Annotated in this window: 26 protein-coding genes; 20 read left to right on the top strand and 6 right to left on the bottom strand. The window is 67.5% G+C overall.

All coding sequences use genetic code 11. The features are described 5' to 3' along the window. Positions 1-86: 86 nt before the first annotated feature. Entirely contained in the window at positions 87-257 is a 171-nt protein-coding gene (locus AC3G88_RS06765; RefSeq protein ID WP_011298773.1) for a rubredoxin, read from the bottom strand. Positions 258-512: 255 nt separating this feature from the next. Between AC3G88_RS06765 and hemL the strand changes: the two genes are divergently transcribed. Next, on the top strand, positions 513-1805 hold the full coding sequence (gene hemL / locus AC3G88_RS06760) for a glutamate-1-semialdehyde 2,1-aminomutase (RefSeq protein ID WP_488771068.1): 1293 nt from the start codon (positions 513-515) through the stop codon (positions 1803-1805). Positions 1806-1922: 117 nt separating this feature from the next. Here hemL and dapA read toward each other — a convergent pair whose 3' ends face one another. Further along, entirely contained in the window at positions 1923-2801 is an 879-nt protein-coding gene (dapA, locus tag AC3G88_RS06755; RefSeq protein WP_488771066.1) for a 4-hydroxy-tetrahydrodipicolinate synthase, read from the bottom strand. A gap of 368 nt (positions 2802-3169) precedes the next feature. On the opposite strand from dapA, the gene AC3G88_RS06750 reads away from it, so the two are divergent. The 3 genes from AC3G88_RS06750 to AC3G88_RS06740 are packed head-to-tail and all read left to right on the top strand — an operon-like array spanning position 3170 to position 5241. Continuing rightward, complete coding sequence (locus AC3G88_RS06750; RefSeq protein WP_488771065.1) at positions 3170-3787, top strand: LemA family protein; 618 nt, start codon at positions 3170-3172, stop codon at positions 3785-3787. A gap of 37 nt (positions 3788-3824) precedes the next feature. After that, positions 3825-4664: a TPM domain-containing protein gene (locus AC3G88_RS06745; protein WP_488771064.1), complete on the top strand. Its 840-nt coding sequence runs from the start codon at positions 3825-3827 to the stop codon at positions 4662-4664. A gap of 40 nt (positions 4665-4704) precedes the next feature. Then, on the top strand, positions 4705-5241 hold the full coding sequence (locus tag AC3G88_RS06740) for a TPM domain-containing protein (protein WP_488771063.1): 537 nt from the start codon (positions 4705-4707) through the stop codon (positions 5239-5241). 30 nt (positions 5242-5271) lie between these two features. Here AC3G88_RS06740 and AC3G88_RS06735 read toward each other — a convergent pair whose 3' ends face one another. Further along, on the bottom strand, positions 5272-6534 hold the full coding sequence (locus tag AC3G88_RS06735) for an MFS transporter (protein WP_488893247.1): 1263 nt from the start codon (positions 6532-6534) through the stop codon (positions 5272-5274). 90 nt (positions 6535-6624) lie between these two features. On the opposite strand from AC3G88_RS06735, the gene AC3G88_RS06730 reads away from it, so the two are divergent. From AC3G88_RS06730 to AC3G88_RS06715, 4 genes are all read left to right on the top strand, one after another. Continuing rightward, positions 6625-7548, top strand: coding sequence for a LysR substrate-binding domain-containing protein (locus tag AC3G88_RS06730; protein ID WP_488771061.1), 924 nt, complete (start codon positions 6625-6627; stop codon positions 7546-7548). 1027 nt (positions 7549-8575) lie between these two features. Next, positions 8576-9952: a sigma-54 dependent transcriptional regulator gene (locus AC3G88_RS06725; protein ID WP_488771359.1), complete on the top strand. Its 1377-nt coding sequence runs from the start codon at positions 8576-8578 to the stop codon at positions 9950-9952. A 180-nt stretch (positions 9953-10132) separates the two neighbouring features. After that, positions 10133-10510 (top strand): GtrA family protein, encoded by a 378-nt coding sequence (locus AC3G88_RS06720; RefSeq protein ID WP_488771060.1) that lies wholly within the window; start codon positions 10133-10135, stop codon positions 10508-10510. A 55-nt stretch (positions 10511-10565) separates the two neighbouring features. Beyond that, positions 10566-11786 (top strand): glycosyltransferase family 87 protein, encoded by a 1221-nt coding sequence (locus AC3G88_RS06715; RefSeq protein ID WP_488771059.1) that lies wholly within the window; start codon positions 10566-10568, stop codon positions 11784-11786. Between the two features lie 47 nt (positions 11787-11833). Here the strand turns inward: AC3G88_RS06715 and AC3G88_RS06710 are convergent, their stop codons facing one another. The 3 genes from AC3G88_RS06710 to AC3G88_RS06700 are packed head-to-tail and all read right to left on the bottom strand — an operon-like array spanning position 11834 to position 15399. Continuing rightward, a complete protein-coding gene (locus tag AC3G88_RS06710; protein ID WP_488771058.1) occupies positions 11834-12850 on the bottom strand; it encodes a glycosyltransferase family 2 protein in 1017 nt (338 codons plus the stop codon). Further along, positions 12843-14129: a glycosyltransferase family 87 protein gene (locus AC3G88_RS06705; protein ID WP_488771057.1), complete on the bottom strand. Its 1287-nt coding sequence runs from the start codon at positions 14127-14129 to the stop codon at positions 12843-12845. Before AC3G88_RS06705 ends, AC3G88_RS06710 begins: the two co-directional genes overlap by 8 nt. Position 14130: 1 nt before the next feature. After that, a complete protein-coding gene (locus AC3G88_RS06700) occupies positions 14131-15399 on the bottom strand; it encodes a glycosyltransferase family 87 protein (protein ID WP_488771056.1) in 1269 nt (422 codons plus the stop codon). 1076 nt (positions 15400-16475) lie between these two features. Between AC3G88_RS06700 and AC3G88_RS06695 the strand changes: the two genes are divergently transcribed. The 12 genes from AC3G88_RS06695 to AC3G88_RS06640 all read left to right on the top strand — a co-directional run bounded on the left by AC3G88_RS06695 (position 16476) and on the right by AC3G88_RS06640 (position 25940). After that, entirely contained in the window at positions 16476-16652 is a 177-nt protein-coding gene (locus AC3G88_RS06695) for a Flp family type IVb pilin (RefSeq protein WP_488771054.1), read from the top strand. 93 nt (positions 16653-16745) lie between these two features. Then, entirely contained in the window at positions 16746-16922 is a 177-nt protein-coding gene (locus AC3G88_RS06690) for a Flp family type IVb pilin (RefSeq protein WP_487523224.1), read from the top strand. A 41-nt stretch (positions 16923-16963) separates the two neighbouring features. Continuing rightward, positions 16964-17137, top strand: coding sequence for a Flp family type IVb pilin (locus AC3G88_RS06685; protein WP_488771053.1), 174 nt, complete (start codon positions 16964-16966; stop codon positions 17135-17137). Positions 17138-17172: 35 nt separating this feature from the next. After that, positions 17173-17676 (top strand): A24 family peptidase, encoded by a 504-nt coding sequence (locus AC3G88_RS06680; RefSeq protein WP_488893246.1) that lies wholly within the window; start codon positions 17173-17175, stop codon positions 17674-17676. Between the two features lie 74 nt (positions 17677-17750). Further along, on the top strand, positions 17751-19163 hold the full coding sequence (locus AC3G88_RS06675; RefSeq protein WP_488771050.1) for a DUF8689 domain-containing protein: 1413 nt from the start codon (positions 17751-17753) through the stop codon (positions 19161-19163). A 45-nt stretch (positions 19164-19208) separates the two neighbouring features. Further along, positions 19209-20057 (top strand): Flp pilus assembly protein CpaB, encoded by an 849-nt coding sequence (cpaB, locus tag AC3G88_RS06670; protein WP_487523227.1) that lies wholly within the window; start codon positions 19209-19211, stop codon positions 20055-20057. A gap of 66 nt (positions 20058-20123) precedes the next feature. After that, on the top strand, positions 20124-21995 hold the full coding sequence (locus AC3G88_RS06665) for a type II and III secretion system protein family protein (protein ID WP_488771049.1): 1872 nt from the start codon (positions 20124-20126) through the stop codon (positions 21993-21995). Positions 21996-22021: 26 nt separating this feature from the next. Beyond that, on the top strand, positions 22022-22369 hold the full coding sequence (locus AC3G88_RS06660) for a hypothetical protein (RefSeq protein WP_488771048.1): 348 nt from the start codon (positions 22022-22024) through the stop codon (positions 22367-22369). Between the two features lie 34 nt (positions 22370-22403). After that, positions 22404-23711 (top strand): pilus assembly protein TadG-related protein, encoded by a 1308-nt coding sequence (locus tag AC3G88_RS06655; protein WP_488771046.1) that lies wholly within the window; start codon positions 22404-22406, stop codon positions 23709-23711. A 9-nt stretch (positions 23712-23720) separates the two neighbouring features. Beyond that, positions 23721-24242 (top strand): TadE/TadG family type IV pilus assembly protein, encoded by a 522-nt coding sequence (locus AC3G88_RS06650; protein WP_488771045.1) that lies wholly within the window; start codon positions 23721-23723, stop codon positions 24240-24242. Beyond that, positions 24239-24697 carry a TadE/TadG family type IV pilus assembly protein gene (locus AC3G88_RS06645; RefSeq protein WP_488771044.1) on the top strand — a complete coding sequence of 153 codons (459 nt, stop codon included), beginning with the start codon at positions 24239-24241 and terminating at the stop codon, positions 24695-24697. Before AC3G88_RS06650 ends, AC3G88_RS06645 begins: the two co-directional genes overlap by 4 nt. A gap of 49 nt (positions 24698-24746) precedes the next feature. Further along, the gene (locus AC3G88_RS06640; protein ID WP_488771042.1) at positions 24747-25940 is read left to right on the top strand and encodes a CpaE/TadZ family protein; all 1194 of its coding nucleotides are present in this window, start codon (positions 24747-24749) and stop codon (positions 25938-25940) included. Positions 25941-25944 lie beyond the last annotated feature (4 nt).

Genomic DNA, 25944 nt, shown 5'->3' with positions numbered 1-25944 from the left:
GGGGGGGCCGTCAATCCGGACACCCCGCTGCCACGGGCCGTTCTGTCGCTTTGGCGCGACGCACGGCCATTTCCGGACGACAGGCCTCAGATGGCCACCATCTCGAAATCTTCCTTGCGTGCCCCGCATTCCGGGCAGGTCCAGTTGATGGGCACGTCCTCCCATTTGGTACCCGGGGCGATGCCGTCTTCCGGCGCGCCGGTGGCCTCGTCATAGATCCAGCCACAAATCAGGCACATCCAAGTCTTGTATTCCATATGCAGGCTCTTGCCAGTCTCCATTAAAATCCAGCGCATGATGGTACCCAATCGGCGCCGATGACGCCACCCATGGGCCTGCGCAAATGGCCCAATATCGCCGCGTTCGTGCAATTTGACGTGCAGATGCCGCCTGAACGGCACCCTTTCGGCCAGGATTGCCCCCATTTCGGGCAGACCGCGGCTTGAGGCACGAGCAAGCCGCCCCCGGCCGGACGCCTGTCTTACCCAGTCTTCTCTTTTGGCCAGATTCCCATGTCCCGTAACCAGCAGCTCTTCGACCGCGCCCAGCAGACCATTCCCGGCGGCGTCAACTCGCCCGTGCGCGCCTTCCGTTCCGTCGGCGGCACGCCGCGCTTCATCACCCGTGCCGAGGGCGCGTACATGTGGGACGCCGACGGCCAGCAGTACATTGACTACATCGGCTCCTGGGGTCCGATGATCGTCGGCCACGCTCACCCGGACGTGGTGCGCGCCGTGCAGGAAACCGCCGTGCAGAGTTTCTCGTTCGGCGCCCCCACCGAGGCCGAGATCGTGATGGCCGAGGAAATCTGCAAGCTCGTGCCGTCGATCGAGCAGGTGCGGCTGGTGTCGTCGGGCACCGAGGCCACCATGAGCGCGCTGCGCCTGGCGCGGGGCTTCACGGGCCGGGACCTGATCATCAAGTTCGAGGGCTGCTACCACGGCCACGCCGACAGCCTGCTGGTCAAGGCCGGCTCGGGCCTGCTGACGTTTGCCGATACCACGCAGAACGCGCCGTCGTCGGCCGGCGTGCCCGCCGACGTGACGCGCCATACGATGGTGCTCGAGTACAACAACGTGACCCAGCTCGAAGAAGCGTTCGCGCGCCACAAGGGCGAGATCGCGGCGGTCATCGTCGAGCCCGTGGCCGGCAACATGAACCTGGTGCGCGCCAGCGAGGCCTTCCTGAAGGCGATGCGCAACCTGTGCAGCGAACACGGCAGTGTGCTGATCTTCGACGAAGTGATGACTGGCTTCCGTGTGGCGCTGGGCGGCGCGCAGTCGCACTACGGCATCACCCCGGACATGACCTGCCTGGGCAAGGTCATCGGCGGCGGCATGCCAGCGGCGGCGTTTGGCGGCCGGCGCGACATCATGGCCAGGCTGGCGCCGCTGGGCGGGGTCTACCAGGCCGGCACGCTGTCGGGCAACCCGCTGGCCGTGGCCGCGGGCCTGGCCACGCTGAAGCTGATCCAGGCACCGGGCTTCTACGACCGCCTGGCCACCCAGACGCGCAAGCTGACCGACGGCCTGACCGCCGCCGCCCGCGCCGCCGGCGTGCCATTCTCGGCCGATGCCATCGGCGGCATGTTTGGCCTCTACTTCACCAACGCCGTGCCGGCCAGCTTTGCGGAGGTCACCCAGGCCGACGTGGGCCGCTTCAACCGCTTCTTCCACGCCATGCTGGCCGAAGGCGTCTACCTGGCGCCGTCGGCCTTCGAAGCCGGCTTTGTCTCGGCAAAGCACGACGACGCCATCATCGACGCAACGGTCAAGGCCGCCGAAAAGGCATTCAAGGCGGGCTAACACCCCGGAACCAGAAAGAAGCCGCCGGTTGGATCCAGCCCGGCGGCGCCTGATTCGCCCGCCCTCTCCCCCAACCCCCTCTCCCGCCTTGCTGGAGAGGGGAGCAAACCCGTGGCGTCAAGCAGGGAGCCTCTCGAACATCTCCGCGAGCTGGTTCGCCAGTTCCGGCGATGCGCTGGTCATCGGCGCGCGCAGTTCGTCGCGCAACCAGCCAAGGCGGGCCAGCAGCGCCTTGGCCGGCCCCGGGTTGGGCTCGGCGAACAGGGCCTGGACCAGCGGCATCAGCGCATGGAACAGGCGGCGCGCCTCGGCGAGCCGCCCTGCTTCCACCGCGCGCCAGATCTCCACGAACAGTTCGGGCCGGAAATGCGCCGAGGCGATGATCGCCCCGCGCCCGCCCAACGCCAGCGTGCCCAACAACTGGTGATCCTCTCCCGCCAGCACTGATAGCCTGCCATCCGCGATCAGCGCCTGGGTAGTCTGCGCATTGCCGCCGCAATCCTTGATGGCGACGATATTGTCATGGTCAGCCAATGCCAGCAGCGTGTCCAACGTCAGCGTGGCGCCGGTGCGATAGGGAATGTCATAGAGCACCAGCGGTGCCCGGGCAGCATCGGCCAGCCGCATGAACCAGTCGCGCAATCCCGCCTGCGACGGGCGGATGTAGTAAGGCGCGGGCGCCAGCACCCCAGCCAGCGGACGGCTGTCCAGCTGTTCCAGCCGCGCCATGATATGCCCCAGGTGGTTACCGGCCAGACCCATCATCACCGGCAGGCCGGCGGCCGCTTCCAGCACGGTATCGAGCACAGCCAGTTGCTCGGATGCGTCGAGCGCGGCCGCCTCGCCCGTGCTGCCGCAGACCACAAAGCCGGCCAGCCCGGTGGCGCGGTAGTGCATCACCAGGCGGCGCAGTGCGGCATGGTCGACGGCATTGTCGATAAATGGGGTCACCAGCGGCAGCCAGATGCCCTGGAAGGAAGTTTGCGTGGTTTGCATCCATACACTCCGGATCGACCGGTTGAGAAAACCGTCGATACGCGACGAGGCAGGACTTGCGGCAAGGGGAAGAAAAACCAGGCGGCTACGCCCTCTCAGCCGGTGGGTGCTGTTCCGTCGCCCATCTGACGGAACAGCGCGCTCCGGTCAGACGAGCGACTGTTTTTTGGCTTTGGCGCGCGCAGCCTGGTCCACCGTGCCCAGGACGGGTACGGACAGGACGAAGGAAAGGCGGTGGGCGCACGGCATGGGCATGCAATCTACCGGCCGGCAGCGACCATCGTCAAGCGGCACGTACTTTGCCCGGCGGCTTGACCACGCTGCGCTACACTGCAGAATTGCCATTCCGGAGATCGAGGAGTCCCTTGATGCGCACTGCCACCGCCCCTGCTGCCACCACCCCCGCCCTGTTCCGCTGGCTGCTGCTCGGCCTGCTGGCCAGCCTGCTTTCCGCCTGCGGCTACAACGATTTCCAGAAGAAGGACGAGGCCGTCAAGGCCGCCTGGGGCGAAGTGGTCAACCAGTACCAGCGGCGCGCCGACCTGATTCCGAACCTGGTGGCCACCGTTAAGGGCTACGCCAGCCACGAGCGCGAGACGCTGGAAGCCGTGACCAAGGCCCGCGCGCAGGCCACCAGCATCCAGGTCACGCCGGAAACGCTGAACGACCCCGAAGCGTTCGCCCGCTTCCAGCAGGCGCAGGGCCAGCTGACCAACGCGCTGTCGCGGCTGCTGGCGGTGTCCGAGAACTATCCGAACCTGAAGGCCGACGCGTCGTTCCGCGACCTGCAGAGCCAGCTGGAAGGCACCGAGAACCGCATCACCGTGGCCCGGCAGCGATATATCGCCGCCGTGCAGGACTACAACGTGCTGGCGCGCAGTTTTCCGACCAACGTGACGGCGATGGTCTTCAAGTATCCGGTCAAGCCATCGTTCACCGTGGAAAACGAGAAAGCCATTTCCACCCCGCCGGCCGTGAAGTTCTGAGCGCCCGGCACTGAAACGCAAAACCCGAAAGGCCATCATGCGAAGACTGGTCACGCTCTCGTTCCTGGCATGGATGCTGGCCATCGTGCTGGCAGCGCCGGCCCGGGCCGCCGACGGCTTCGTGGCCGTGCCGCCGCTGATCGCGCGCGTGACCGACCTGACCGGCACCCTGAGCGCCGATCAGCGCAACGCGCTGGAAAACGTGCTGGCCGAATACGAGCAGCAGCGCGGCAGCCAGATCTTTGTGCTGATGCTGCCCACCACCGACCCCGAGACCATCGACGCGTACAGCATCCGCGTGGCGGACGCGTGGCGCGCGGGCCGCAAGGGCATCGACGACGGCGTGATCGTGATCGTCGCCAAGGACAATCCGCCCGGCCTGCGCAAGATGCGCATCGAGGCCGGCCGCGGCGTGCAGGGGTCGCTGACCGACGCCATGTCCGGCCGCATCCTGCGTGACGTGATGGCACCGCATTTCCGCCAGAACGACTTCTATGGCGGGCTGGCCGCCGGCATCTCGGCCATCCAGGCCGCCATCGACAAGGAAGGGCTGGCCGCGCCGGACCGCCGCAAGCCGCAGGGCAATGTCGATATCGGCGATTGGCTGCCGGTGCTGTTTCCGCTGGCCATCATCGTGTTCTTCTTCCTGTCGGCCATGCTCCGGCGCGGCGGCAGCCCGCACGTGGTGACGGGCCGCCGCGGCTGGCCCACCGGCACGGCCGGCGGACTGGGCGGCATGACCGGCTACGAGATCGGACGCCACTGGGGTAGCGGCGGTGGCTTTGGCGGCGGCGGCTTTGGCGGCGGGGGCGGTGGCGGCTTTGGCGGCGGCGGGGGCGGCGGCTTCGATGGCGGCGGCGCGTCCGGCAACTGGTAACGGTGGATAACGGTGGCTAATCGTGGGTAACGAAGATCCGATGCACAAACCCCAGGCGTCGCACCCCGCGTCCAGACGGTCGCTCAGGCGCGTCCTGCGCCATCTGGGCACCGGCCCCGGCACGGCCCGCAAGGCCTTTCCCGACCAAGCGCGCCATCAGCTCCAAGTGGCCGTGCACAAGGGCGAGCAGCATCACCGTGGCGAAGTGCGCGTGGTGATCGAAGCCAGCCTGCCGCTGGCGCTGGCGTGGCGCGGCACCTCGGCGCGCGAACGCGCGCGGGCGCTATTTGGCGCGCTGGAGGTCTGGAATACCGAGGACCATACGGGCGTGCTGCTGTATATCAATCTGGCCGACCATGCCGTGGAACTGCTGGCCGATCGCGGCATCGACGCCTGCGTCACGTCCCGGCAATGGCAGCAGATCTGCGCCCAACTGGCGCAAGGGCTGGCCAGCGACCTGTCGGTCAAGCCCGTGCTCGACGCGATCGCGCAGATCCACGCGCTGCTGACCACGCATTTTCCCACCCACGGCGGGCGCAACCCCAACGAACTCGACGACCGGCCCATCGTTCTGTGACCGGGCGGGCCGCCACGGCCTGACGGCGCCCTAGGGCTGCTTCTCCATCAGATACCAGATCGCCGCCAGCACCTGGACCGCCACCAGTCCGGCCCAGACCCACAGATGGGCCGCCGCCGGATAGTGGCCGCCCGTGGCCGGAAAGAAATCGAGCACGAAGCCGATGCCGACCTGGAACACGAAGGTGGCCAGGAACACGGTCAGCGTCATGGCCGTGGTGGCGCGGCCGATCAGCGCATCGGGGAACCGCCGGGCCAGCAGCGCGTAGGTCAGGATGCCGCTGGAGCCGAACACCCCATAGGCACCCCACAGCACGGCAAGCGGGATAAACGGCAGGCGGGCCATCAGCAGTAGCTGGACCACGATAAAGCCGATCATGCCGAAACCGGCGAAGGCATAGAGGCTGATGCCGCGCCGCTCCAGATGGCGGGCCGCCCAGCCCGCGCCCACGCAGCCGGCCATCATCGCGATACCGATTACCGACACCAGCCGCGCGCCCGCGCCTGCGGTCAAGCCTTGCACATCGCGCATATAGGCGCTGACCCACAGCGTCTGCACGGCCAGGAAGATGCCCTGGTTCAGCAGGGTCAGCGGCACCACGCGCCAGAAGCGTTCGCTGCTCAGGATCGTCCGCGTACCGCGCAGCTGCTCGGCAAAGCTCTCCTTGCCCACGCGCTTGACGTCGGGCACCCCGAACCAGAGCAAGACGGCCATGCCGAACGAAATCGCGGCCAGGCCGGCGCTGAGCGTGCGCCAGTCCGTCCAGGACAGCAGCCACGACAGCGGGGCGCCCACCACCACGGCGCCCAGGCCGCCAATGGCCATCACCAGCCCGTTCAGCAGCGGCATGCGCGATAGCGGAAACCACATCGACAGCGCCTGGATGGCGGCGCCCAGGCACACCGACACCCCAACGCCGATCATCGCGCGGCCCACGGCCAGCCCGACCATGCCCGGCGCCCAGGCAAACACCAGCGATCCGGCCACCGCCAGCATCAGCAGCGCAGCCTCGGTGCGGCGCGGGCCGAAACGGTCCAGCAGGATGCCGGCGGGCAGCTGCGCGCAGGCGAAGCCAAGGAAGTAGAAGCTCGTCAGCAAGCCCAGGTCGCCGGCGGTCAGCCCCAGCTCGCGCGTCAGGAACGGCGCGAAACCGAGGTTCACGCCACGGAAGATATACGACACCAGAAATCCGAGCGAAAAGAACGCCAGGACACGCCAGCGCGCCGGCGCGGCATGATTAGGCTGCGCCGCGGCGGCAGCCGGTCGGGTGGGATGAGCGGTGGAAGTGTTCATGCCCTGCATTGTGATCACCAGCTTGGTGCAAGACCAGCGAAAGATACCCGCGGCAATTGTGAGTAAAATTTGACGACATTCCGCACCGCCATGGTCAACAGTCGCCCCCCTCACCTGCCCCCGCTCCAGGCGCTGCGCGCGCTGGAAGCCGCCGCGCGGCACCGCAGCTTCTCGCGTGCCGCCGAAGAACTGGCGCTGACGCACAGTGCCATCAGCCATCACATTCGCGCGTTGGAAGACAACCTCGGCACCAAGCTGTTCCGGCGCACCGGGCTGACGATGACGCCCACCAGCGCCGGCGCCCGGCTGGCCGAACAGGTGCGCGGCGCGCTGGACCAGCTGGAAGTGGCCCTGCGTGAGGCCAGCGACGTGGCGGCCCCGCCCGTGGTCCGGCTGCAGGTCAGCGTCATGGCCGACCTGGCCAACGCCTGGCTGATCCGGCGCCTGCCGAGCCTGCATGCGCAGGCACCCGAACTGGATTTGCATCTGCGCCTGCATGCGGAGATTTCGCCACCTGACCCGTACTCGGTCGATGTCGGCATCTGGCACCAGCGCGTGGACCTGCCCGGCTTCGAGTGCCACAACCTGATTGAAGACCATGTGATTGCCGTCGCCAGCCCGGCCTTGCTGGCCCGGTACCCCGGCTTTACCGTGGCCGATCTGCCGCGGCTGCCCATGCTGCGCTTTGCGCTGCGCCCGTGGCGCGACTGGCTGCTGATGGCCGGGCTGCCGCCCGAGGAACCCGAACGCGGCCCGATCTTCCAGGACGCCGGGCTGATGCTGCAATCGGCAGTGGCCGGGCTAGGCGTGGCCACGGCCCGGGCGCAACTGGCGCAGGACTATTTGGTGAGCGGCCAGCTGGTGCAGATCGGCACCACGCGTATCCCGTCGAGCCTGCATTACTGGGTGACCTGGCGCGAAGGGAATCCGCGCGAAAAGGCCATCCATCGCTTTCACGCGTGGCTCAAGGAGCAGATTGCCGGCATTGCGCCTGCGGAGGTACTACAGCAGTGAAACAGACTGCGCATACCGTCTGACGGCTTGTTTCACGTTTGCAACCATTTAGAGCAGGGGTTGGAGGTCAAGTGCAAATCCCCTCCAAACTCATCCGTACAGGCGAGGCCAAACCGCAGAATTCGACCAAATGACGGACGGAAATCGGCATGCCATCCCGTGCGGAGGACGAGTATCGATAATGATTTTCAACCCCCCAGCGGTTTCTTCAGCCTTCGTTAAGGTAACCGACCGCAGCGCAGCAATGTCTGCGACCCCAAGTATCAAAAGAGAGACATCCTTCCACCGAAATATCCGTAAGGGATCGGCCCCCGGGAAGTGGCGTAGACATTCCCTGTCCCCCCTTGCGTGGGGAGAAAGATGCCATACGGTATATCTGCGTTTGTCACCGATGGGCGGTGCTCCCCGGATATGGCAGGCCCTTCCACCCTGCCGCCCCAGGGCAAAGTTTCATAAATGGAACACTTTTGCCGCAGCCAGCGGCCGCAAATTTGGGTCAATGAAAAAATACAATTTAAATCAATGACTTAACATAGGCCAACGATGGATGACTATATTGCCATCAACGGGCTGATTCCAGGGACGGGTCGGTCTTGCGGAGCTGGAGCGTTCCCAGGCGAGCCAAATCCGCAACCAGTGATGGACTGACGCAGCAATGTGCAGATCCAATCCGCGTGGCGGCATCCGGGCAATCAGCCGGATTGCCGCCACGACATATATGCCCAGGGTTTTTTCTTCTGTTGCACGCGGCCGAATGGGGTGAACAGCGTATCCGGCGGGCCGACCGGAAAGTTTGCGGGAAAACGGGAATCGGCGAATTCAGAGCCGGACCGGGGGAATACACTCATCACGAAGCAGCGGCACGGGTCACGCATCACTGCCGCTACGCTCGGTCAGGCGCAACCGCGCCGGATGGGCTTGCCTCCAGCGATTCAACGTTTCCTTTCTCCCGCAAGCCAGGTGGTGGAGTCCGTATTTGACTCGTCGCCACGGCAGTTGGAAAAAACAAAAAATGCTGGGGGAAATCATGAGCTATTACGTCAACCGCCCGTTGCTGTATCTGTCCAGGCATCACGATGCGTCGTTGTGCCGCTTTCTGTCCGGCCAGGGATGGAAGCTGGTATTTGCCAACAGCCTTGAGGACCTGGCCGGTCTGCCGCTGGACGGACCGTTCTCGGCGGGCCTGCTCGATTTCCACAGCGGCTTCAGCGACGTCGAAATCGAGCTGATGGAGCCGTGGCTGGCTGCGCGCCACATCGGCTGGATCGGCGCGATCAGCAGCTCTGACGCACTGACCGACACCACGCGCAAGCTGCTGACGCTGTACTTCATCGACTACTACACGGCGCCGTTCAACACGGCCGATCTGAGCCGGGCGCTCGGTCACGCGGTCGGCATGGCCGCCCTGCGTCCGGGGCGCGAGCAGCCAACAGTGCCCGAGGCGCGTCCGCACGGCATCATCGGCGAATGCCACGCCATGCAGGCGCTGTACCGCAGCATCGACAAGGTGTCCAGGTGGGACACGCCGGTGCTGATCTCGGGCGAGTCCGGCACCGGCAAGGAACTGGCGGCACAGGCCATCCACCGTGCGTCGCGCCGCGGCAGCCAGCCGTTTGTCGCGGTCAACTGCGCGGCCATTCCGCCCACGCTGCTGATGTCCGAACTGTTCGGCTACGAGCGCGGCGCCTTCACCGGCGCCACCAAGCGCAAGCCCGGCCGGATCGAGATGGCGCAGGGCGGCACGCTGTTCCTCGACGAAATCGGCGACATGCCCCTAGAAAGCCAGACCAGCCTGCTGCGCTTCCTGGAAACCGGGCGTATCGAACGGCTGGGCGGCACCGAATCGGTGGCGGTCGATGTCCGGGTCATCTCGGCCACGCACGTCGACCTCGAAGCGGCCGTGGCGGCCGAGCGGTTCCGTGGCGACCTGTATCACCGCCTGTGCGTGCTGCGCGTCAAGCAGCCGCCGCTGCGCGAACGCGGCTCCGATGTGCTGCTGCTGGCCGAACATATCCTGGAGACCGTGCGCAAGGATTCGCCCGAGCATATCCGCGGCTTTTCGCCGCTGGCCTTGCGCGCCATCACCGCCCACTCCTGGCCGGGCAATGTGCGCGAACTGCTGAACCGCATTCGCCTGGCCGCCGCCATGTGCGAGAACGGCGTGATCCAGCCGTCCGATCTCGAACTCGGCGCGCCCGTGGAGACCAAGCCGCTCACGCTGGCGGCTATTCGGGAAACGGCCGAACAGAACGCGATTGTCGAAGCCCTGCAACGGCACCACGAGCGCCTGATCGACGTGGCGGCCGAGCTTGGCATCTCGCGCGTCACGCTGTTCCGGCTCATGCGCGACTACAAGCTGCAGGTGCGCAAGGGCAACGTGGGACTGGTCTGCGTCCAGAACTGAACTGAACTGACCAGATCGGCCGATCAGCGGATCAGCCGGCAGCCGACGCGGAGCCCGACCATGCAGCACGCCCAGTCTCCATCCCGCCTGCGCGACAGCGGCGCGCCAGGCCAGACGACGGACAGGCCGACGGACAGGCCGACGGACAGGCCGACGGACAGGCCAACGATATGGCAGCGCATGCCGTCGCGGGACACCTTCGTGCGGCTGGTTCGCTTCGGCGTATCGGGCGTCATCGCCACGGGCATCCACGTGGCGGTGGCCACGCCGCTGATCTACCTGCTGCATGCGTCGCAGGTGAGCGCCAACGGCGTGGCGTTCGTCGTCGCCAATATCGCGTCGTACCTGCTCAACACGCTGTGGAGCTTCGGCGCCACGCCCTCGCGCGACAGCTACGTGCGCTTTCTGATCGTATCGCTGCTGGGCCTGGGCCTGACGCTTGCCATATCGGCCGGCGCGCAGGCGCTGGGGCTCGGCTACTGGGCCGGCCTGGCGGTGATCCTGTCGGTGGTGCCGGCCGTCACCTTCGTATTTCACCGGACCTGGACGTATCGCTAGCCGGGCCGGCCTTCACTTCCAGCGGGCCGGACCGGCCCATCAAGAGGAGCCCCCCATGCCAGCGGTCACCGACATGCCCACGCCCGCGACACACGGCGGCGCGCAACCCGCCCGCTGGCTGACGCCCGGACGGATCTGCCTCTATGCGGCCACCTTGCTGGCCCTGGAGTGCATCGTGATTGGCGCATGGTGGTACAGCCACGCGATCATCGCCAATCCAACCGTGCCGGGGATGGGCTGGGATTTCGTGGTGTACTGGTGCGCGTCCTCGCTCGCGCACCTGCATGGCGCACCGGCCGCCTATGACTGGGAACTGCTGCGCGCCGCCGAGCGCCCGCTGCTGCAGACCGCCTTCGGCCCGTTCGCCTATCCGCCGACGTTCCTGCTGCTGATCTATCCGCTGGCCCTGCTGCCGTTCGGGCTGGCGCTGGTGCTGTTCTCGCTGGCCGGCGTCGCGGTGTATCTGGGCTACCTGCGTACCGTGATTGGCCGGATACACCGCTACTGGTTCGTGCCGGCACTGGCCTTCCCCGGCGTCTGGGTGGCGCTGATCGCGGGGCAGAACTCGCTGTTCACCGCCGTGGCCGCCGGCGGGGCACTCTGGCTGCTGCGGCGCCATCCGATTGCCGCTGGCGCCTGCATCGCGCTGCTGTGCGTCAAGCCGCAACTCGGCGTGCTGTTTCCGCTGATGCTGCTGTGCGAGCGGCGCTGGGTAGCCTTTGTGGCGGCGGCAGGCGGTACGGCGCTGTTCGTCGGCCTGACCACCGCTGCGTTCGGCGTGGACGTCTATCCGGCGTTCTTCCGCAGCATGGCGATGTTCCGTGAGGCGGTGGCAATCAACAGCGGCGTCCTGCGTGGCGCGCCGACGCTCTTCGGCATGTTGCGCGTGGCCGGCATCGACGTGCCGCTGGCCTACGCCGTACATGCCGCCGTGGCGCTGTGCGCGGTGGCCGCATGCGTGTGGATGTGGAGTGGCCGGGCGCGGCTTGCCCTGGGTGCGTCGGCATTGGTGGTCGGCACGCTGATCGTCCAGCCCTATCTGATCTACTACGATCTGGCCTGGCTGGCGATACCGCTGGCCCTGCTGTGCGTGGACATGGTCCGGCATGGCAGTCGTGCGTGGGAGCGCCTGCTGCTGGCGATCACGTGGCTGGTACCGGCGCAGGCGATGAGCCCACTGGTGATCGGTGGCATGCCGCAGATCACCCCCTTCGTGCTGGCCGGCCTGCTTGCGCAGATCGTGGCGCGCCATCAAAACAACGCCGCCCGATCCTGACCGGACCGGGCGGCGTCCCACCCCTCGGAGAAATCCCCCGGAAAAACCTATTGCCGCTTGCCGCCCGCCGCGATCGAGATCACCCGGCCGCCGCTGCCGAAGCGCCCTTGCGGCCGGCGGTCCTGATAGCGGCGCTTGACCAGGTAGATCGGGCGCGCCTTCGATTCGTCGTAGATGCGGCCGATGTACTCGCCCAGCACGCCCAGCCCGATCAGCTGCAGCCCGCCGAAGAACAGCAGCAGCGACAGCACCGACGCATAACCGGGCACATCGACACCAAGGACAATCGTCCGGGCCACGATGAACGAGCCGTAGCAGAACGCGACCATGGCGACGATCGAGCCGACGTAGGTCCAGCTGCGCAGCGGCAGCGTGCTGAAACTGGTGATGCCCTCCAGCGCCAGGTTCCAGAGCCGCCAGCCGGAAAACTTGGACTCGCCGGCGCTGCGCGGGGCCCGTTCGTACTGGACGATCGCCGTGGTGAAGCCCACCCAGGCAAACAGGCCCTTCATGAACCGGTGCCGCTCGGGCAGCTGCTTCAGCGCGTTGACCACGGTGCGGTCCATCAGCCTGAAGTCGCCGACATTCTCGGGGATCTTCAGGTCCGACAGCCAGTTGTGCACGCGGTAGTAGGCGGTGGCGGTCACGCGCTTCAGGAAGGTATCGCTGGCGCGGCTGGCGCGTTGGGCCAGCACCACCTCGGCACCAGCGCGCCATTTCTCGACCAGCGCGGGAATCAGCTCGGGCGGGTCCTGCAAGTCGGCGTCGATCGGGATCACCGCGTCGCCAAACGCCTCGTCGATGCCGGCGGTCAGTGCCGCCTCCTTGCCGAAGTTGCGCGTCAGGTCGATCACGCGGACACGTGCGTCGCGTCGCGATACCGCGATCAGGCGCGCCAGCGTGTCGTCGCTGCTGCCGTCGTTGACACAGACAATCTCGAAGCGCGTCCGCGGCACCGATTCCAGCACCGGCACCACGCGTGCGAAGAAGGCCTGCAAGGCGTCCCCCTCGTTGTAGAACGGCACCACCAGCGACAAGAGCTGGTTCTCGTCATAGTCAGCCATGATCTCTTTCCTCCCGGCGCGTCTGGTCGCGCGCCATGTCTGCCGGCATCAGGCGATGCCCCTCCATCCTTTCCATCCGGATTCGCCACACGCCAAGCCCGAGTGCAAGCATCAGCCCGAGCGGCAGCGGCTGCAATCCAATCCCCGCATCGGTCACGCGGGTCCACAGCGGCATCAGCCACAGCACGGCCAGCAGTTCCCGCTCGCCACGCAGCCAGCCCACCCGATGCGCATGCGCGCCAAGCCACGCAATGGCCAGCCCGAGACACACCAGGTCGTAGTCGTACAGGTAGGCAGGCAGCAGCAGCCCGCCCGTGACAAGCACCGCCGCACGCAGCGCGAAGCTGCAGGGCCCGGTCCACGCATACATGACCGATGCCAGCGCAGCCGCCGCCACCACGCCGTGGATGGCATAGGGCAGCAGCACACCGCCACTGATCAGCTTCACCGCCGCAAACACCGTGGGCATGCGCGCCAGGAGCGCGGCGCCCTGCTCCACCGATTCGCGCGCCATGGCGGCGTTGCGCAGGAACGCAGCGAACGGCTCGGTGCCAAACGCGAGCAGCGAGATCAGCGTCAGCAACAGCGTCGTGGCGACCATGGCGCCTAGCGCACGCCAGGCACGCGCGCAAAGCAGGGCCACCGGGAACATCAGCGCAAGCTGCGGTTTCATCGCCACCGCGCCCAGCAGCACGCCCGCGAGCACCGGACGCCGTTGCAGGCAGGTCAGCGCGAGTCCGGCGCACCCCGCCAGCCACAGCGCGTTCTGTCCGGTAGCCAGTACGACGACGATGCCCGGAAACGCCACCGCCGCCAGACGCGCGTCACGCCAGGGCAGCGTGCGGTGCATCGCCCACGCGTACCAGGCCGCGCCCCCCGCCAGAAAGACAAAGGTGGCGAGCCCATAGGGCAGCAACCCGAACGGCAGCACGAACCACAGCGATGCGGGCGGATACAGCCACGGCAGCACCCCGTCGCCAATGGCAAGACCAGGCACGGCGGACAGTTCCATCTGCCGCAGCGCGGCGAAGTCGTAGGGTGCGGCCGCCCCGCTGGACAGCGCCAGCTTTGCCGCGCTCCAGAACACGACAAAGTCGCCGCCCGGCGCAAACACGCCAGGGCTCTTCAGCACGCAGGCGCGCAGCAGCCAGATGCCGAAATACAGCGCGTAGCACCCCAGCGCCACGCTTGCGTAGAGACGCAGGCGCCGCTGGTCGAGCCAATGCGCTGGGGACGCAGCGGCCCCGCTGCGGTGGGCGGCGGCGTGTACCGTGGCCATGTCAGGTTCCCACCGGCGCCGCAACCGGCGCGCAAGCGGTGCGGGCCATCGCCCGGCGCACGGCCACCAGCACCAGCAATGCCGATACGACCGGGCCGATCTGGGGCATGCCAAGCTTGGGATTCAAGTGCTCAAAGACCGGCAGCCACCACACCACCAGCAGCAGCGCGCGCTCGCGGCCGGCCAGCCCGTGGCGGATGCCGTCCCCGACCAGTCCAGCCGCAGCAAGCCCCATCCATGTCAGTTCATAGTGGCGAACGTACGGCGTGGCCAGCAGCGCGGCGGCGGCGAGTACCGCCACGCACAGCGGCACCTCGCGCGTGCGGGACCAGACGTAGGCCACGGACGCCGCGGCCGCCACGGCAGCCATCGCCTGCACCGCATAGGCCGCGGAAGCACCGAGCCCGGCCAGCTGCGCGGCCGCCAGGACGGACGGCATGCAGTACCACCCCTCGGGCGTGCCTTCCACGAGATTGGCGCGGGCCCACGCGATGCTGCGCAGGAACGCCGGAATGGTCTCCCAGCCGCAGATGGCCACGCTGACCGCCGCAAAGATCGCGGCCGTGGCCGCCGCGCTGGCCAGTGTGCGCAGATGGCGCCCCGCGATCAGCGCCACCGGCACCAGCAGCGCGAGCTGGGGCTTGATGGCCAGCAGCCCGATCAGCACGCCGGCGAGCACCGGGCGGCTGCCCATCAGGCACACCGCGCCGCCGATCAGCGACGCCGTCAGCAGCGAGTTCTGGCCCAGGATGACGGAAATCAGGACGGCCGGCGATGCCAGCACCGGCAGCCACAGGCCACGCCGCAGCAGCGATCCGGCGCCCACCAATCCGCCGATCGCCCGCAGGTAGGCGTAGGCGCCTGCCATTGCGAACAGCACATAGCTGAACGCGAGCGGCAGTGCCGCCAGCGGCAGCACGACCAGCAGGAACGTGGGCGGATACAGCCAGGGCAGCACGGCTGTGCTGTCGGCGCCGAGCGGCCCATAGGCCGCCATCACATCGAGGTGCCGGGCCACGTCGTAGGCATGCACCGCGCCTTCGCTCAGTGCCAGGTACGACGCGCTCCAGAAGACGGCAAAGTCGGCGCCGGGCCGGCTGACGTGGCTGTCGGTGAAGCCCCGGCTGTACCAGGCCCAGGTCGCCATCAGGAGCACGAACAGGAGCAGCACCGCCGCGCTGTAGACGCGCGCCCGGTCCAGATCCAGCCATGCGCGACCGGCGTGCTGGCCATGCTTCCCGGTGTCTGTCCGGACTGCTTCCTGATTCATGACTTGCCCCGTTCCGTTGTTGTCCTGCAGGCCGCTTGTCGCCGCTCCATGAACCTCGGCAATGCCTGGCGTTGCCTAAGTCTTGTCATGCGACGACGTTTGCGCAAGACACGCCAGGCCGCAAAAACAGGCCGGAGACCGCCTGCGGCCCGGTTGGCGCCGACAACGTTTCGGTTCTGAATCACGGGTGGGTTCCCGACCGGAAATGGCGCCACGCAAGCGTTTGCGGGCCACGCGGGAAAGCCGGCGCGCGCGTCGGCCTGCACACGACGACGCCGTGGATGATTCCATTCGGAAACGTCGCCCCCGCGGCCGGGCCGTTCATCCATCAGACGGGCCATGCCAAGCGCCGCATGGATCCACCCGGGCGGTTGTCATCCAACGGCGTGACCAGGCCCGGCCACCGGCTTCGTCCGCCTCATGCTTTCGGATGAGCGCGGCCGCCGTGCAGCCGCGTCACCCCGGAACGGCGGTCGGATAGGCCCTCATCCCTGGGTGGCCTCATCCAAAAAAAATCGCCTCGGCAGCGTTTCCGGCTGGCAACGACGAAGGCCCGAAACGGCGTCAGCAGCACGCATCGCCTCGCCCGCCGTCGGACACACCTGCCCGCAAAGCCTTGCGGCACAAGGGTCCTGGCGTGGCTGGCCCGCGGTTTGCCTATGCCTGGCATGCGGCACCGATTCACCGGACTGCCGCACTGCCCGCGATGACTGTGATTGCAGGCAGACGACCACAACGATTCGGGGAGCCGCACCATGCCAGCTATCGGTCCGCTCGTGAGATTGCATCGGGCACAGGGTCGCACCGTCTCCGCCCGCGGCGGCGGCAGCGTGCCCTTCCGATGCATGGCACGCGCCAGCCACGCCCAACATGCGGCACGGTGCATCCATGCGTCCGCCGAACGCCGTCTGCAGGCACGCAGCCCGCAGGGCCCCGGCACGGGCGCCGGCCGATGGCCATTCCACTGCTGCGCCATCTGCGCGCCGCCGCACTGTTGCCGTGCCCGCATCTGAATGTCGGATTGTCCTTACGTAGTTCCCATAGAAGCGTTTGTTCCACAACACAAGGAGCTTGCCATGCAACAACTGACCCAAAACCTGACGCGTTTTGTCCGTGACGACGACGGCGTGACCGCCATCGAATATGGCCTGATCGCCGCGCTCATCGCCGTGGTGATCATCGCCACGGTGCAGACCGTCGGCACCAACCTGAGCAAGGTGTTCAGCTTCATCGGCGCCGAGCTCGCCGCCTGATGGGACCGCAGGTTCCGCGGCGTAAAGCGTGCGTGCCCCACGCCGCGGAACCTGCGACGCCCCGCCTCACGGACCCCACCCAGGAGAGCACCCATGCGCAACCCCATTGCCAGCCTGAAGACGTTTCTTCGCGACGACGACGGTGTCACCGCCATCGAGTACGGCCTGATCGCCGCGCTCATCGCCGTGGTGATCATCGCCACCGTGCAGACCGTCGGCACCAACCTGAGCAGCGTCTTCAGCTTTATCGGCGCGGAGCTGGCCGCCTGACGGACCACTCACCAAGCTACGGCCCCACTGAGGAGACCACCATGCGCGGCATCCAAGCCCTGTGCCGGAACTTCCGCTGCGATACACGCGGTGTGACGGCAATCGAATACGCATTGCTGGGCGCATTGATCGCGATGGTGATCATTGGAGCCGTGAGCGTCCTTGGCAGCAACGTCAAAGCGCTCTACGAACTCATTGCAGCGGAGATGCCCTGAAACGGCCACGCCAATCCAGACGAACCGAGCCCGCCATGTCCACGATCCCGTCGCTCTCGCCCTTTGTCGGCCCCATCGCCATCGTGGTGGTACTGACTGCCGCCGCCATGGACCTGCAGCGCCGCCGCATTCCGAACTGGCTGACGTTCGGCGCATGGCTGGTGGCGCTGCCGGTCCAGATGATGGTGCACGGGCCGGCTGCAGGCACCTCCGCATGGGCGCTCGGCTGGCTGACCGGCTTCGGCATCTTCCTGCCCGTTTATCTGCTCCGCGGCATGGCTGCGGGCGACGTCAAGCTGATGGCCGCCGTGGGCGCCTGGCTGGGCGCCAGTCTTGCCGCATGGATCGCCCTTGCGTGCTTCGTGATCGGCGGCGCCTGGGCGCTGATGCTGGTACTCGCGACCGGCAAGGGCCGGCAGTTGCTGCGCAACCTCGGCGGCATCGCGCTTACCGGCCAGGCGGGCCCGTCGGTGGGCTCGCTGCCCTACGGCGTGGCCATCGCCGCCGGCACGCTGACCATGCTGTTCGCCCGGACATGACGGGCCCATCGATGTCTCCGGGCGGCGCCATGCAACGCCACGGCAATGCAGACCAACATTCAAGGGGAATGGCAATGTCAGAACACCACGACGACCAGGCGACACAACTGCCCGAGGCGCTCGCCTCGGTGGTCCGGCACGCCCAGATCGACCAGGCGCCGCCACCCGCCTGGGCCGTGCCGCCGCGCACCATCGCGGATACCGGGCTCGAGGTGTCGCTGCTGCTGGGGCTGCTGCTGAAGGCCGCCTACCTGCACCGCAGCGTCTCGCTGGCCATCCTGATGGATACGCTGCGGCTGCCCGCTTCGGTGGTGAACGAGATCGCGGCGCTGGGTGTGCGCGAACGGCTGCTCGAGGTGGCGCATCGCGGCGCCAGCGACATCGACGTGCGATTCCGCCTCACCGACGCCGGCTATGCCCGCGCCGCCGAGACCGCCGCGCGCTGCAGCTACACGGGCGCCGCGCCGGTCACGCTGCAGGCGTACATCGACGCCATCGCCCTGCACTCGATCCACCATACGTCGGTGACCAAGACCGAAGTGACCCGTGCCTTCCAGGAACTGGTGGTGCCGGGGGCGCTGCTCGAATCGATCGGCATGGCCCTGAACACCGCGCGGGCGCTGATGATCTACGGTCCGCCGGGCAGCGGCAAGACCTACCTGGCGCAGCGCCTTGGCGCGCTGCTGCCCGGTGCCGTGCCCGTGCCGCACGCGATCACGGTGGCAGGCGAGATCATCCAGGTGCTGGACCCGCTGGTGCACACGCCGGTCGCCACCGGCGACGCACCGGGCTCCCACCGCGCCATGGACCGCCGCTGGGTGGTCTGCCATCGGCCCGTGGTGCTGACCGGCGGCGAACTGACGCTGTCGATGCTGGACCTGCGCTACGACAGCGCCTCTGGCTTCTACCAGGCGCCACCGCACATGAAGGCCAACAACGGCATCTACATCGTGGATGACCTGGGCCGGCAGATGGTGGGCGTGGAACAGCTGCTGAATCGCTGGATCGTGCCACTGGATCGCGGCATCGACATGTTCACGCTGCACAGCGGCGTGCGGTTTTCGGTGCCCTTCGACGTATGGCCGGTGTTCTCCACGAACATGGAACCCGGCCAGCTCGGCGACGACGCCTTCCTGCGCCGCCTGGGCAGCAAGCTCTACGTGGGGCCGCTGTCGGTCGACCACTATCGCGAGGTCTGCCTGCGCACGGCCGCCGACCTGGGCCTCGCCTGGCCGGAACCGGCCTTCGAATTCCTGCTGGAGAGCCTGCACTTTTCCAGCGACATCCCGTTGCTGGCCTGCATTCCGCGCGACCTGCTGCGGCTCGTGGCGTCGCACCTGCGCTACCACGACGATGCCCCGCACGTGACCGCAGAGGGGCTTTGCCGGGCCTGGCAGAGCTACTACGGCCTGCGCGCCAGGCCGGAAGTGTCGTCACCCGTCACCAGCGAACACTGCTGGCCAGTCGGCCATCCTGAAGCGGGCTGAACCGGCCCGGCCAGGAAGCACGTACCTACGTAGGGGAGAGTCATCATGAAGAACACGCGAGCAATCCTGATGCTGCTGGTTGCGCTGGTCGCCGGCGCGGCAGCGGTGGTATCCGCATCCCGATGGCTGCTCCAACAGTCGTCGAGTTCGACCAGGCAGGTGGTGGTGGCCGCCAACGACCTCGACCTTGGCCAGCCGCTCAACGGCAGCCAACTCAAGCTGGTGAGCTGGCCGGCCGCCAGCGTGCCGCCGGGCGCATTCGAGGACCTCAAGGCCCTGGACGGGCGCGTGGTACGGACCAGCCTGCAGCGCGGCGAGCCCATCCTCGACGCCAAGCTGGCGCCCATCGGCACCAAGGGCGGCCTGTCGGCGGTCATCAACGACGGCAAGCGCGCCATCACGGTTCGGGTCAACGACGTGGTCGGCGTGGCGGGCTTCGCGCTGCCCGGCAACTACGTCGACGTGATCGTCAACACGAACGAGGAAGCCAGAAGCACCCAGAACGGCAACATCTCGAAGATCGTGCTCGAGAAGATCCTGGTACTGGCGGTGGCCCAGCAAGTGAGCCGCGACGACACGCAGCCCAAGGTGGTCAACGCCGTGACGCTGGAAGTCACCCCCGACCAGGCCGAAAAGCTCGATGTGGCGCGCAGCGTGGGCACGCTGTCGCTGGTACTGCGCAACCAGATGGACGTGGCCGACATCAACACCGGCGGCGCCACCAAGCACACGTTGCTGGGCCGCGCCGATCCGCCCGCGCCGGCTCCGGCCGCCACGCCGGCCGCTGCGCCGCGCACCGTGGTCAAGACCCGCACCATCGTGGCCGCGCCGGCGCGGCCGGGCAATTGCGTCGGGGTGCTGGCAGGTGTTCAGGGCAGCCTTGAGTGCTTCTGAACACGGACGGTGACGAACGAGACGCGCAACGCATCCATCCGAATCATTCTCCGGGGGGAGATCATCATGAAAAAGAAGACATCCGAAGCAGCACGCGGCACACGCCTGGTCGTGCTGGCGGCCATCCTCTGCACTCCGCTGGCCGCCGCGGCCCAGGTTGCCGTCGATGCCGGCAACATCGCCAAGGCCACCACGCCGGCGGCATCCGCGGCGCCCGGGGTCAAGGTCCCGGCAACGGGCGGCCCCGTGCAGATGACCATCAGCATGACGCCGGTTCCGGCCGCGCCGTCGAACGCCGCCGATGTGCGTGGCCCGAGCTGCTCCGGCGCCATCCGCAATGAATCGAGCGTGATCGTGCCGGTGGGCAAGTCGCAGCTGATTCCGCTGCCTGAGCCCATTCGCAACCGCACGCTGGGCAACCCGAACGTCGTACAGGCCACGATGGTGTCTCCGCAAACGCTCTATGTGCTGGGCCGCACCGTGGGCACCACCAACATGATCGTGCAGGGCCGCAGCGGCGCCTGCAGCATCATCAACGTGGTGGTCAACGCGGACGCGAACGGTCTGCAGACATCGCTGGCTCAGCTGCTGCCCGGCGAATCGGGCATCCGCGTGATGACCGCCGCCGATAACCTGGTGCTGACCGGCAGCGTGTCCAGTTCGCAGGCGGCCCTGCAGGCCATGGACATCGCCCAGGCCTATGCCAACGCGGCCCAGGGCGACGGCGGCAATGCCAGGAAGGGCGGCGTGCTCAACATGATGTCGGTGGATACCCCGCAGCAGGTGATGCTGGAAGTGAAGGTTGCCGAAGTCTCCAAGACACTGCTGAACCAGCTGGGATCGGCCGTCAACATCCAGGGCGGCTTCGGGTCGTGGACCGGTGGCGTGCTCACCAACCTGCTCACGGGCGCGGCGGCCGGCTTCTTCGGCAGCAAGGCCAACAACAGGCCGTTCAACCTGGCCATCGACGCGCAGAAGAACGACAGCCTGGTGAAGGTGCTGGCCGAGCCGAACCTGGTGACCATCAGCGGCCAGGAAGCCAGCTTCCTGGCGGGCGGCAAGATCTACATCCCGGTGGCACAGAGCAACGCGCTGGGCGGTGCCTCGACCATCACACTGCAGGAAGAGGAATACGGCGTGGGGCTGAAGTTCACGCCCACGGTGCTGGCCAATGGCCGCATCCACCTGAAGGTGTCGCCCGAAGTGTCGGAACTGTCGCCCACGGGCGCCACGGTCAGCGGCAGCAGCCTGACCGGCCAGACCATCCTGCCGCTCATCACGACGCGGCGTGCATCCACCACCGTGCAGATGCGCGATGGCGAGAGCTTCGCGATCGGCGGCCTGCTGCAGGACAGCGCACGGGGCGCGTTGAAGGCCCTGCCCGGCGCGGGCGAAGTGCCGGTGCTTGGCACGCTGTTCCGCAGCACGCAGTTCCAGCAGGACCTGACCGAGCTGGTGTTCATCATCACGCCGCGCCTGGTCAAGCCGATGACGAACCAGAACTACCCGCTGCCGACCGATGGCTTTACCACGCCTGACCCGCTGTCGCTCTACTTCATGGGCAACATGGAAGGCCGTGGCAAGCCGCCGCAGCAGCCCGCCCCGGCCCCTTCGCAACCGGCCGCACCGGCCACGGCCCCGGCACCCGCCCCTTCGGCACCGCGCACCGAGACCACGCCGGGCACGTCGGTCCCGACGGTTCCGGTCGGCAAGGTCCTGGACGAACCGGCGCCGTCGGGCCCCGCGTCTCCGGCCGCACCCGTGGCTGCCGCCGGATCACGGCCACCCCGGGCGCCCGTAACGGGCACCGTGTCGACCATCACGAGCGAGGACCACAGCGCGCGCGTCGCACGCATCGAAGCCACCGCGCAGCGCCTGGCCCAGGCCCGCGCGGCGACGGCCGCCGCCACCGGCCCCGGCACCACGGGCAGCAACTGATCCGCCGCGCCACCAGGAGAACGATCATGAACAAGACACACAAGCTTTCGCGCAGCGCCGCCACGCTGGTAGTCGGCACCCTGACCTGCCTCGGGCTGTCGGCCTGCATGACCTCGACCCCCGTGTGGGACCACCACCGGGGCGAGGCGCTAGCCGCCATCAAGCAGCAGCAGATCATCAACCCCGAAGCGCCGGCCGGACTGCCCACCGTCGAAGGCACCGACGGCAAGACGGCCGTGGCCGCGATGCGCAATTTCGACCGCTCGCTGATGCGGATGCAGCAGGGCAGCGGCGCACCCAGCGTCTTCGGCATCGATTTCGGTGCGGGCGGCGGCTACGGTGGCGTCGGCATGGGCGGCGGCGGCCAACGCTGAAGCCAACGCAACGCTTTCCGGGGAGGGTGCCATCATGTCCAGAACCAGGCCTCGCGGCAAGCCACTGCCTTGCATTCATGCGCGGCAGCGCGGCGCCGTCGCCATCATCGTCGGCCTCATGATCGCGGTGCTGGTCGGGTTCATCGGCCTGGCACTGGATCTGGGCAAGCTGTACGTGAGCAAGAGCGAACTGCAGAACCGGGCGGACGCGTGCGCGCTGGCCGCGGCGCGCGACCTGACCGGCGCCACCCCGCTCACGGTTTCCGAGGCCGCAGGCTTTACCGCCGGGGCCCGCAACCTGGTGCTGTTCCAGGGCAAGCTGGAACAGCAGCCGGGTATCACGTCCACCGAGGCCGTGACCTATACCGATTCGCTGGCCAACCCCTTCCTGGACAGGAACTCGGTCACGTACCCGCTCAACACCATCAAGTACGTGAAGTGCGAGGTCTCGCGCGCCGGCATCGCCAACTGGTTCGCACAGGCGCTCAATGCCCTGCCCGGCACGCACATCGGCCCAAGCACGGTAGCCGCCTTTGCCGTGGCCACGACCACGTCGGCGCAAACCACCTGCGCGATTCCGGTGTTCGTCTGCAAGGCCGACACCGCCACGCCGCCCGTGCCAGGCGGCTACACCATCGGGCAGTGGCTGACGACCAAGGCGGGCACAGCGGACGTTCAGGATTTGTCATACGGAGGCGGAAACTTCGGCTGGGCGGACCTGAGCGGCGGCACCAGCGCCAAGGACCTGGCCAACCAGCTCAAGGGCGCCGGCCAATGCAACCTGCCGGCCACGGGCGCCGAGATCGGCACGACCGGCAACAAGGCGTCGATCTCCGACGAATGGAACAGCCGCTTCGGTATCGTCAAGGGCAGTACCGTGGGCGTGACCGACTTCACGGGCTTCGCCTACACCCCCACGTCGTGGAAAGCGCAAAGCAACGCCTACAGCGGCACGTCGACCGACACCAAGGGGGCGACGCAGTCCAACTTCCTGGCCAACCGCAAGGCCTACGCGCCCTATCAGGGCGACACGGCCGCCGGGCTGACCACGCAGGGCACCACGGCGAGCGGCCCCACCTACCAGGCCGGCGCCGACCGCCGCCTGGTGCTGGCACCCATCGTCGACTGCTCGCCGCTCGGCACCCCGGGCGCGCACAAGGTGACCGTGACGGGCTGGGCCTGCCTGCTGATGCTCGACCCGATGCAGAAGGGGGGCGCCAACGACACGGTGCATCTCGAGTATCGCGGCGATTCGAGCATGCCGGGCAGCCCCTGCGCCACGCAGGGCATGCCCGGCGCCAGTACCGGCGTCGGCCCGCTCGTTCCCGTGCTGGTGCAATAGGAGTCGATCATGAAACCGCTGACACACTCCCGACCCCACACCCGCAGGTACCAGCGCGGCGTGGCCGCGGTCGAGTTCGGCATCCTGCTCGTACCGATGGTGCTGATGGCCTGCGGCGTCACCGAATTCGGACGCGCGGTCTATCAGTACGACACGCTGACCAAGGCCACGCGCTCGGCGGCCCGCTACCTGTCGCAATTCTCGCCCGACGACGTCACCTACCCGACGGCGGCGACCAAGTGCCTGGCCGCCTATGGGAACACCGGCTGCTCCGGCCAGCCGCTGGCGCCGGGACTGACCACCGCGATGGTCGTCATCTGCGATCGCGTCGATGGCACCGGATGCCCGGGTCAAGCCTTCAGCAACGTCGCCACCTACGACAACCCCTCAGGCACCGGCACGCAGGCCGGCACCGTGAACCTGGTGGCCGTCCGGATCAGCGGCTTTGCCTACTCGCCGCTGCAGTCGTTCATCAATCTTTCCGGGCTGAAGTTCGGCGATATCACCACCGTCATGAGGCAAGTGCTATGACACATCGTGCCCACCCCCTCGGGCTTGCCCGGCAGCGCGGCGTTGCCGCGGTGGAGTTCGCGCTGATCGCGGGCGTGTTCTTCACGCTGCTGATCGGCATCTTCGAATTCTCGCGGGTGCTCTTCTATTGGAACACCGCCGCGGAGGTCACGCGCCTGGCCGCGCGGTCGGCCGTGGTGTGCGACTCCAACGCCAGCATCATCAAGACGAAGATGGAGAACATGCTGCCGCTGCTGCAGAACTCGAACATCAGCGTGGCCTACTCGCCCACGGGCTGCGACAGCGATCCGGCCACCGCACGCGCCAGCTGCCAGTCCGTGACCGTCAGCGTGACCAATGTGACGATTGCCACGGTGATCCCGGTGATGCGCCTGCGTATCGGCATGCCGGCGTTCACCACGACCATGACGCGCGAAAGCATGCAGACATCGACCGGCGGGTCGGTGTGCAGCTGACGCGCAGGCACCCATTCGCTCCATCCGACCCGAACATCGCGAGGACACCATGCTCAAGATCCTGATCGCATCCGACGACGCCGAACGGCTGGCTGAGATCAACCGGCTCACGGCCAACGCCGGCAACTTCCAGACCATGTCGATGCAGGAAGGGCTGGCCCGCCTGCCACTGCAGGCGAGCCGGCTGCGCATGGCGGACCTGCTGATCCTGGAGTTGCCCGATATCGCACCCGCCCAGATGTTCGCGGTGGAAACGCTGCGCCAGCAGCATCCCGACCTGCCCTGCATCCTGATCACGCAGTCGCACGATTCCAGCGTGCTGATCCAGGCCATGCGCGCCGGCGTGCGCGACGTGCTTTCCTGGCCGCTGGACAAGAGCCAGCTGGCCGAAGCCCTGAAACGCGTGGAAGCCACGCATGTGCCGCGTTCGCACGACGTCGCGCAGGTGGTGTCGATGATCTCCTGCAAGGGCGGCGCGGGCACCAGCTTCATCGCCGCGAACCTGGGCGATGCGCTGTCGCGCCACTTTGGCAAGCGCGTGCTGGTGGTGGACCTGAACCGGCACTTTGGCGATCTCACCTATATCGTGACCGACAAGGCCCCCCCCAGCACGCTGTCGGAAATCTGCAGCCAGATCGATCGCATGGACGCGGCGTTCCTGGAGGCTTGCCTCGTGCATGTCAGCGACGGCCTGGACATGCTCGCGGGTGCCGCAGACCCGGTGCGGGCCAGCCAGATCCAGAAGGAAAAGCTGGAGTGGATCCTGTCGGTCATGCAGCCCAACTACGACTACGTGATCTTCGACGTGGGCCAGAGCATCGATCCGCTGTCGATCAGCATGCTCGACCACAGCGACCGCATCTGCGTGGTGACCGAACCCAGCATCGCCTTCGGGCGTCCCAGCCGCCGGCTGCTCGACATCCTGCGCGCCCTGCACTATCCCGACGACAAGATCCGGGTGGTACTGAACCGCACGGGCCGCAAGAACGAACTGCCGCGCGCCACGATGGAAGAGATCTTCGGCATGAAGGTGGCGTTCACCCTGCCGGACGACCCGGCCACGGTGGACGAGGCCGTCAGCCACGGCGAGCCGGTGGCCAAGCTGAGCAAGCGCAGCAGCATTGCGCGCGCACTGCAGTCGATGGCCATGCAGCTGGCCCCGAGCCAGGAAGCCGAGCGCCGCAGCCGGCAGGAAAGCGTGTCGCCGCTGCGCAAGCTGATGCTGCGCGCGCGCAGCACCTGAAGCC

It is taken from the genome of Cupriavidus sp. 86D6 (genome assembly GCF_057815095.1).
This window is presented reverse-complemented; position numbering and strand designations above follow the sequence as displayed.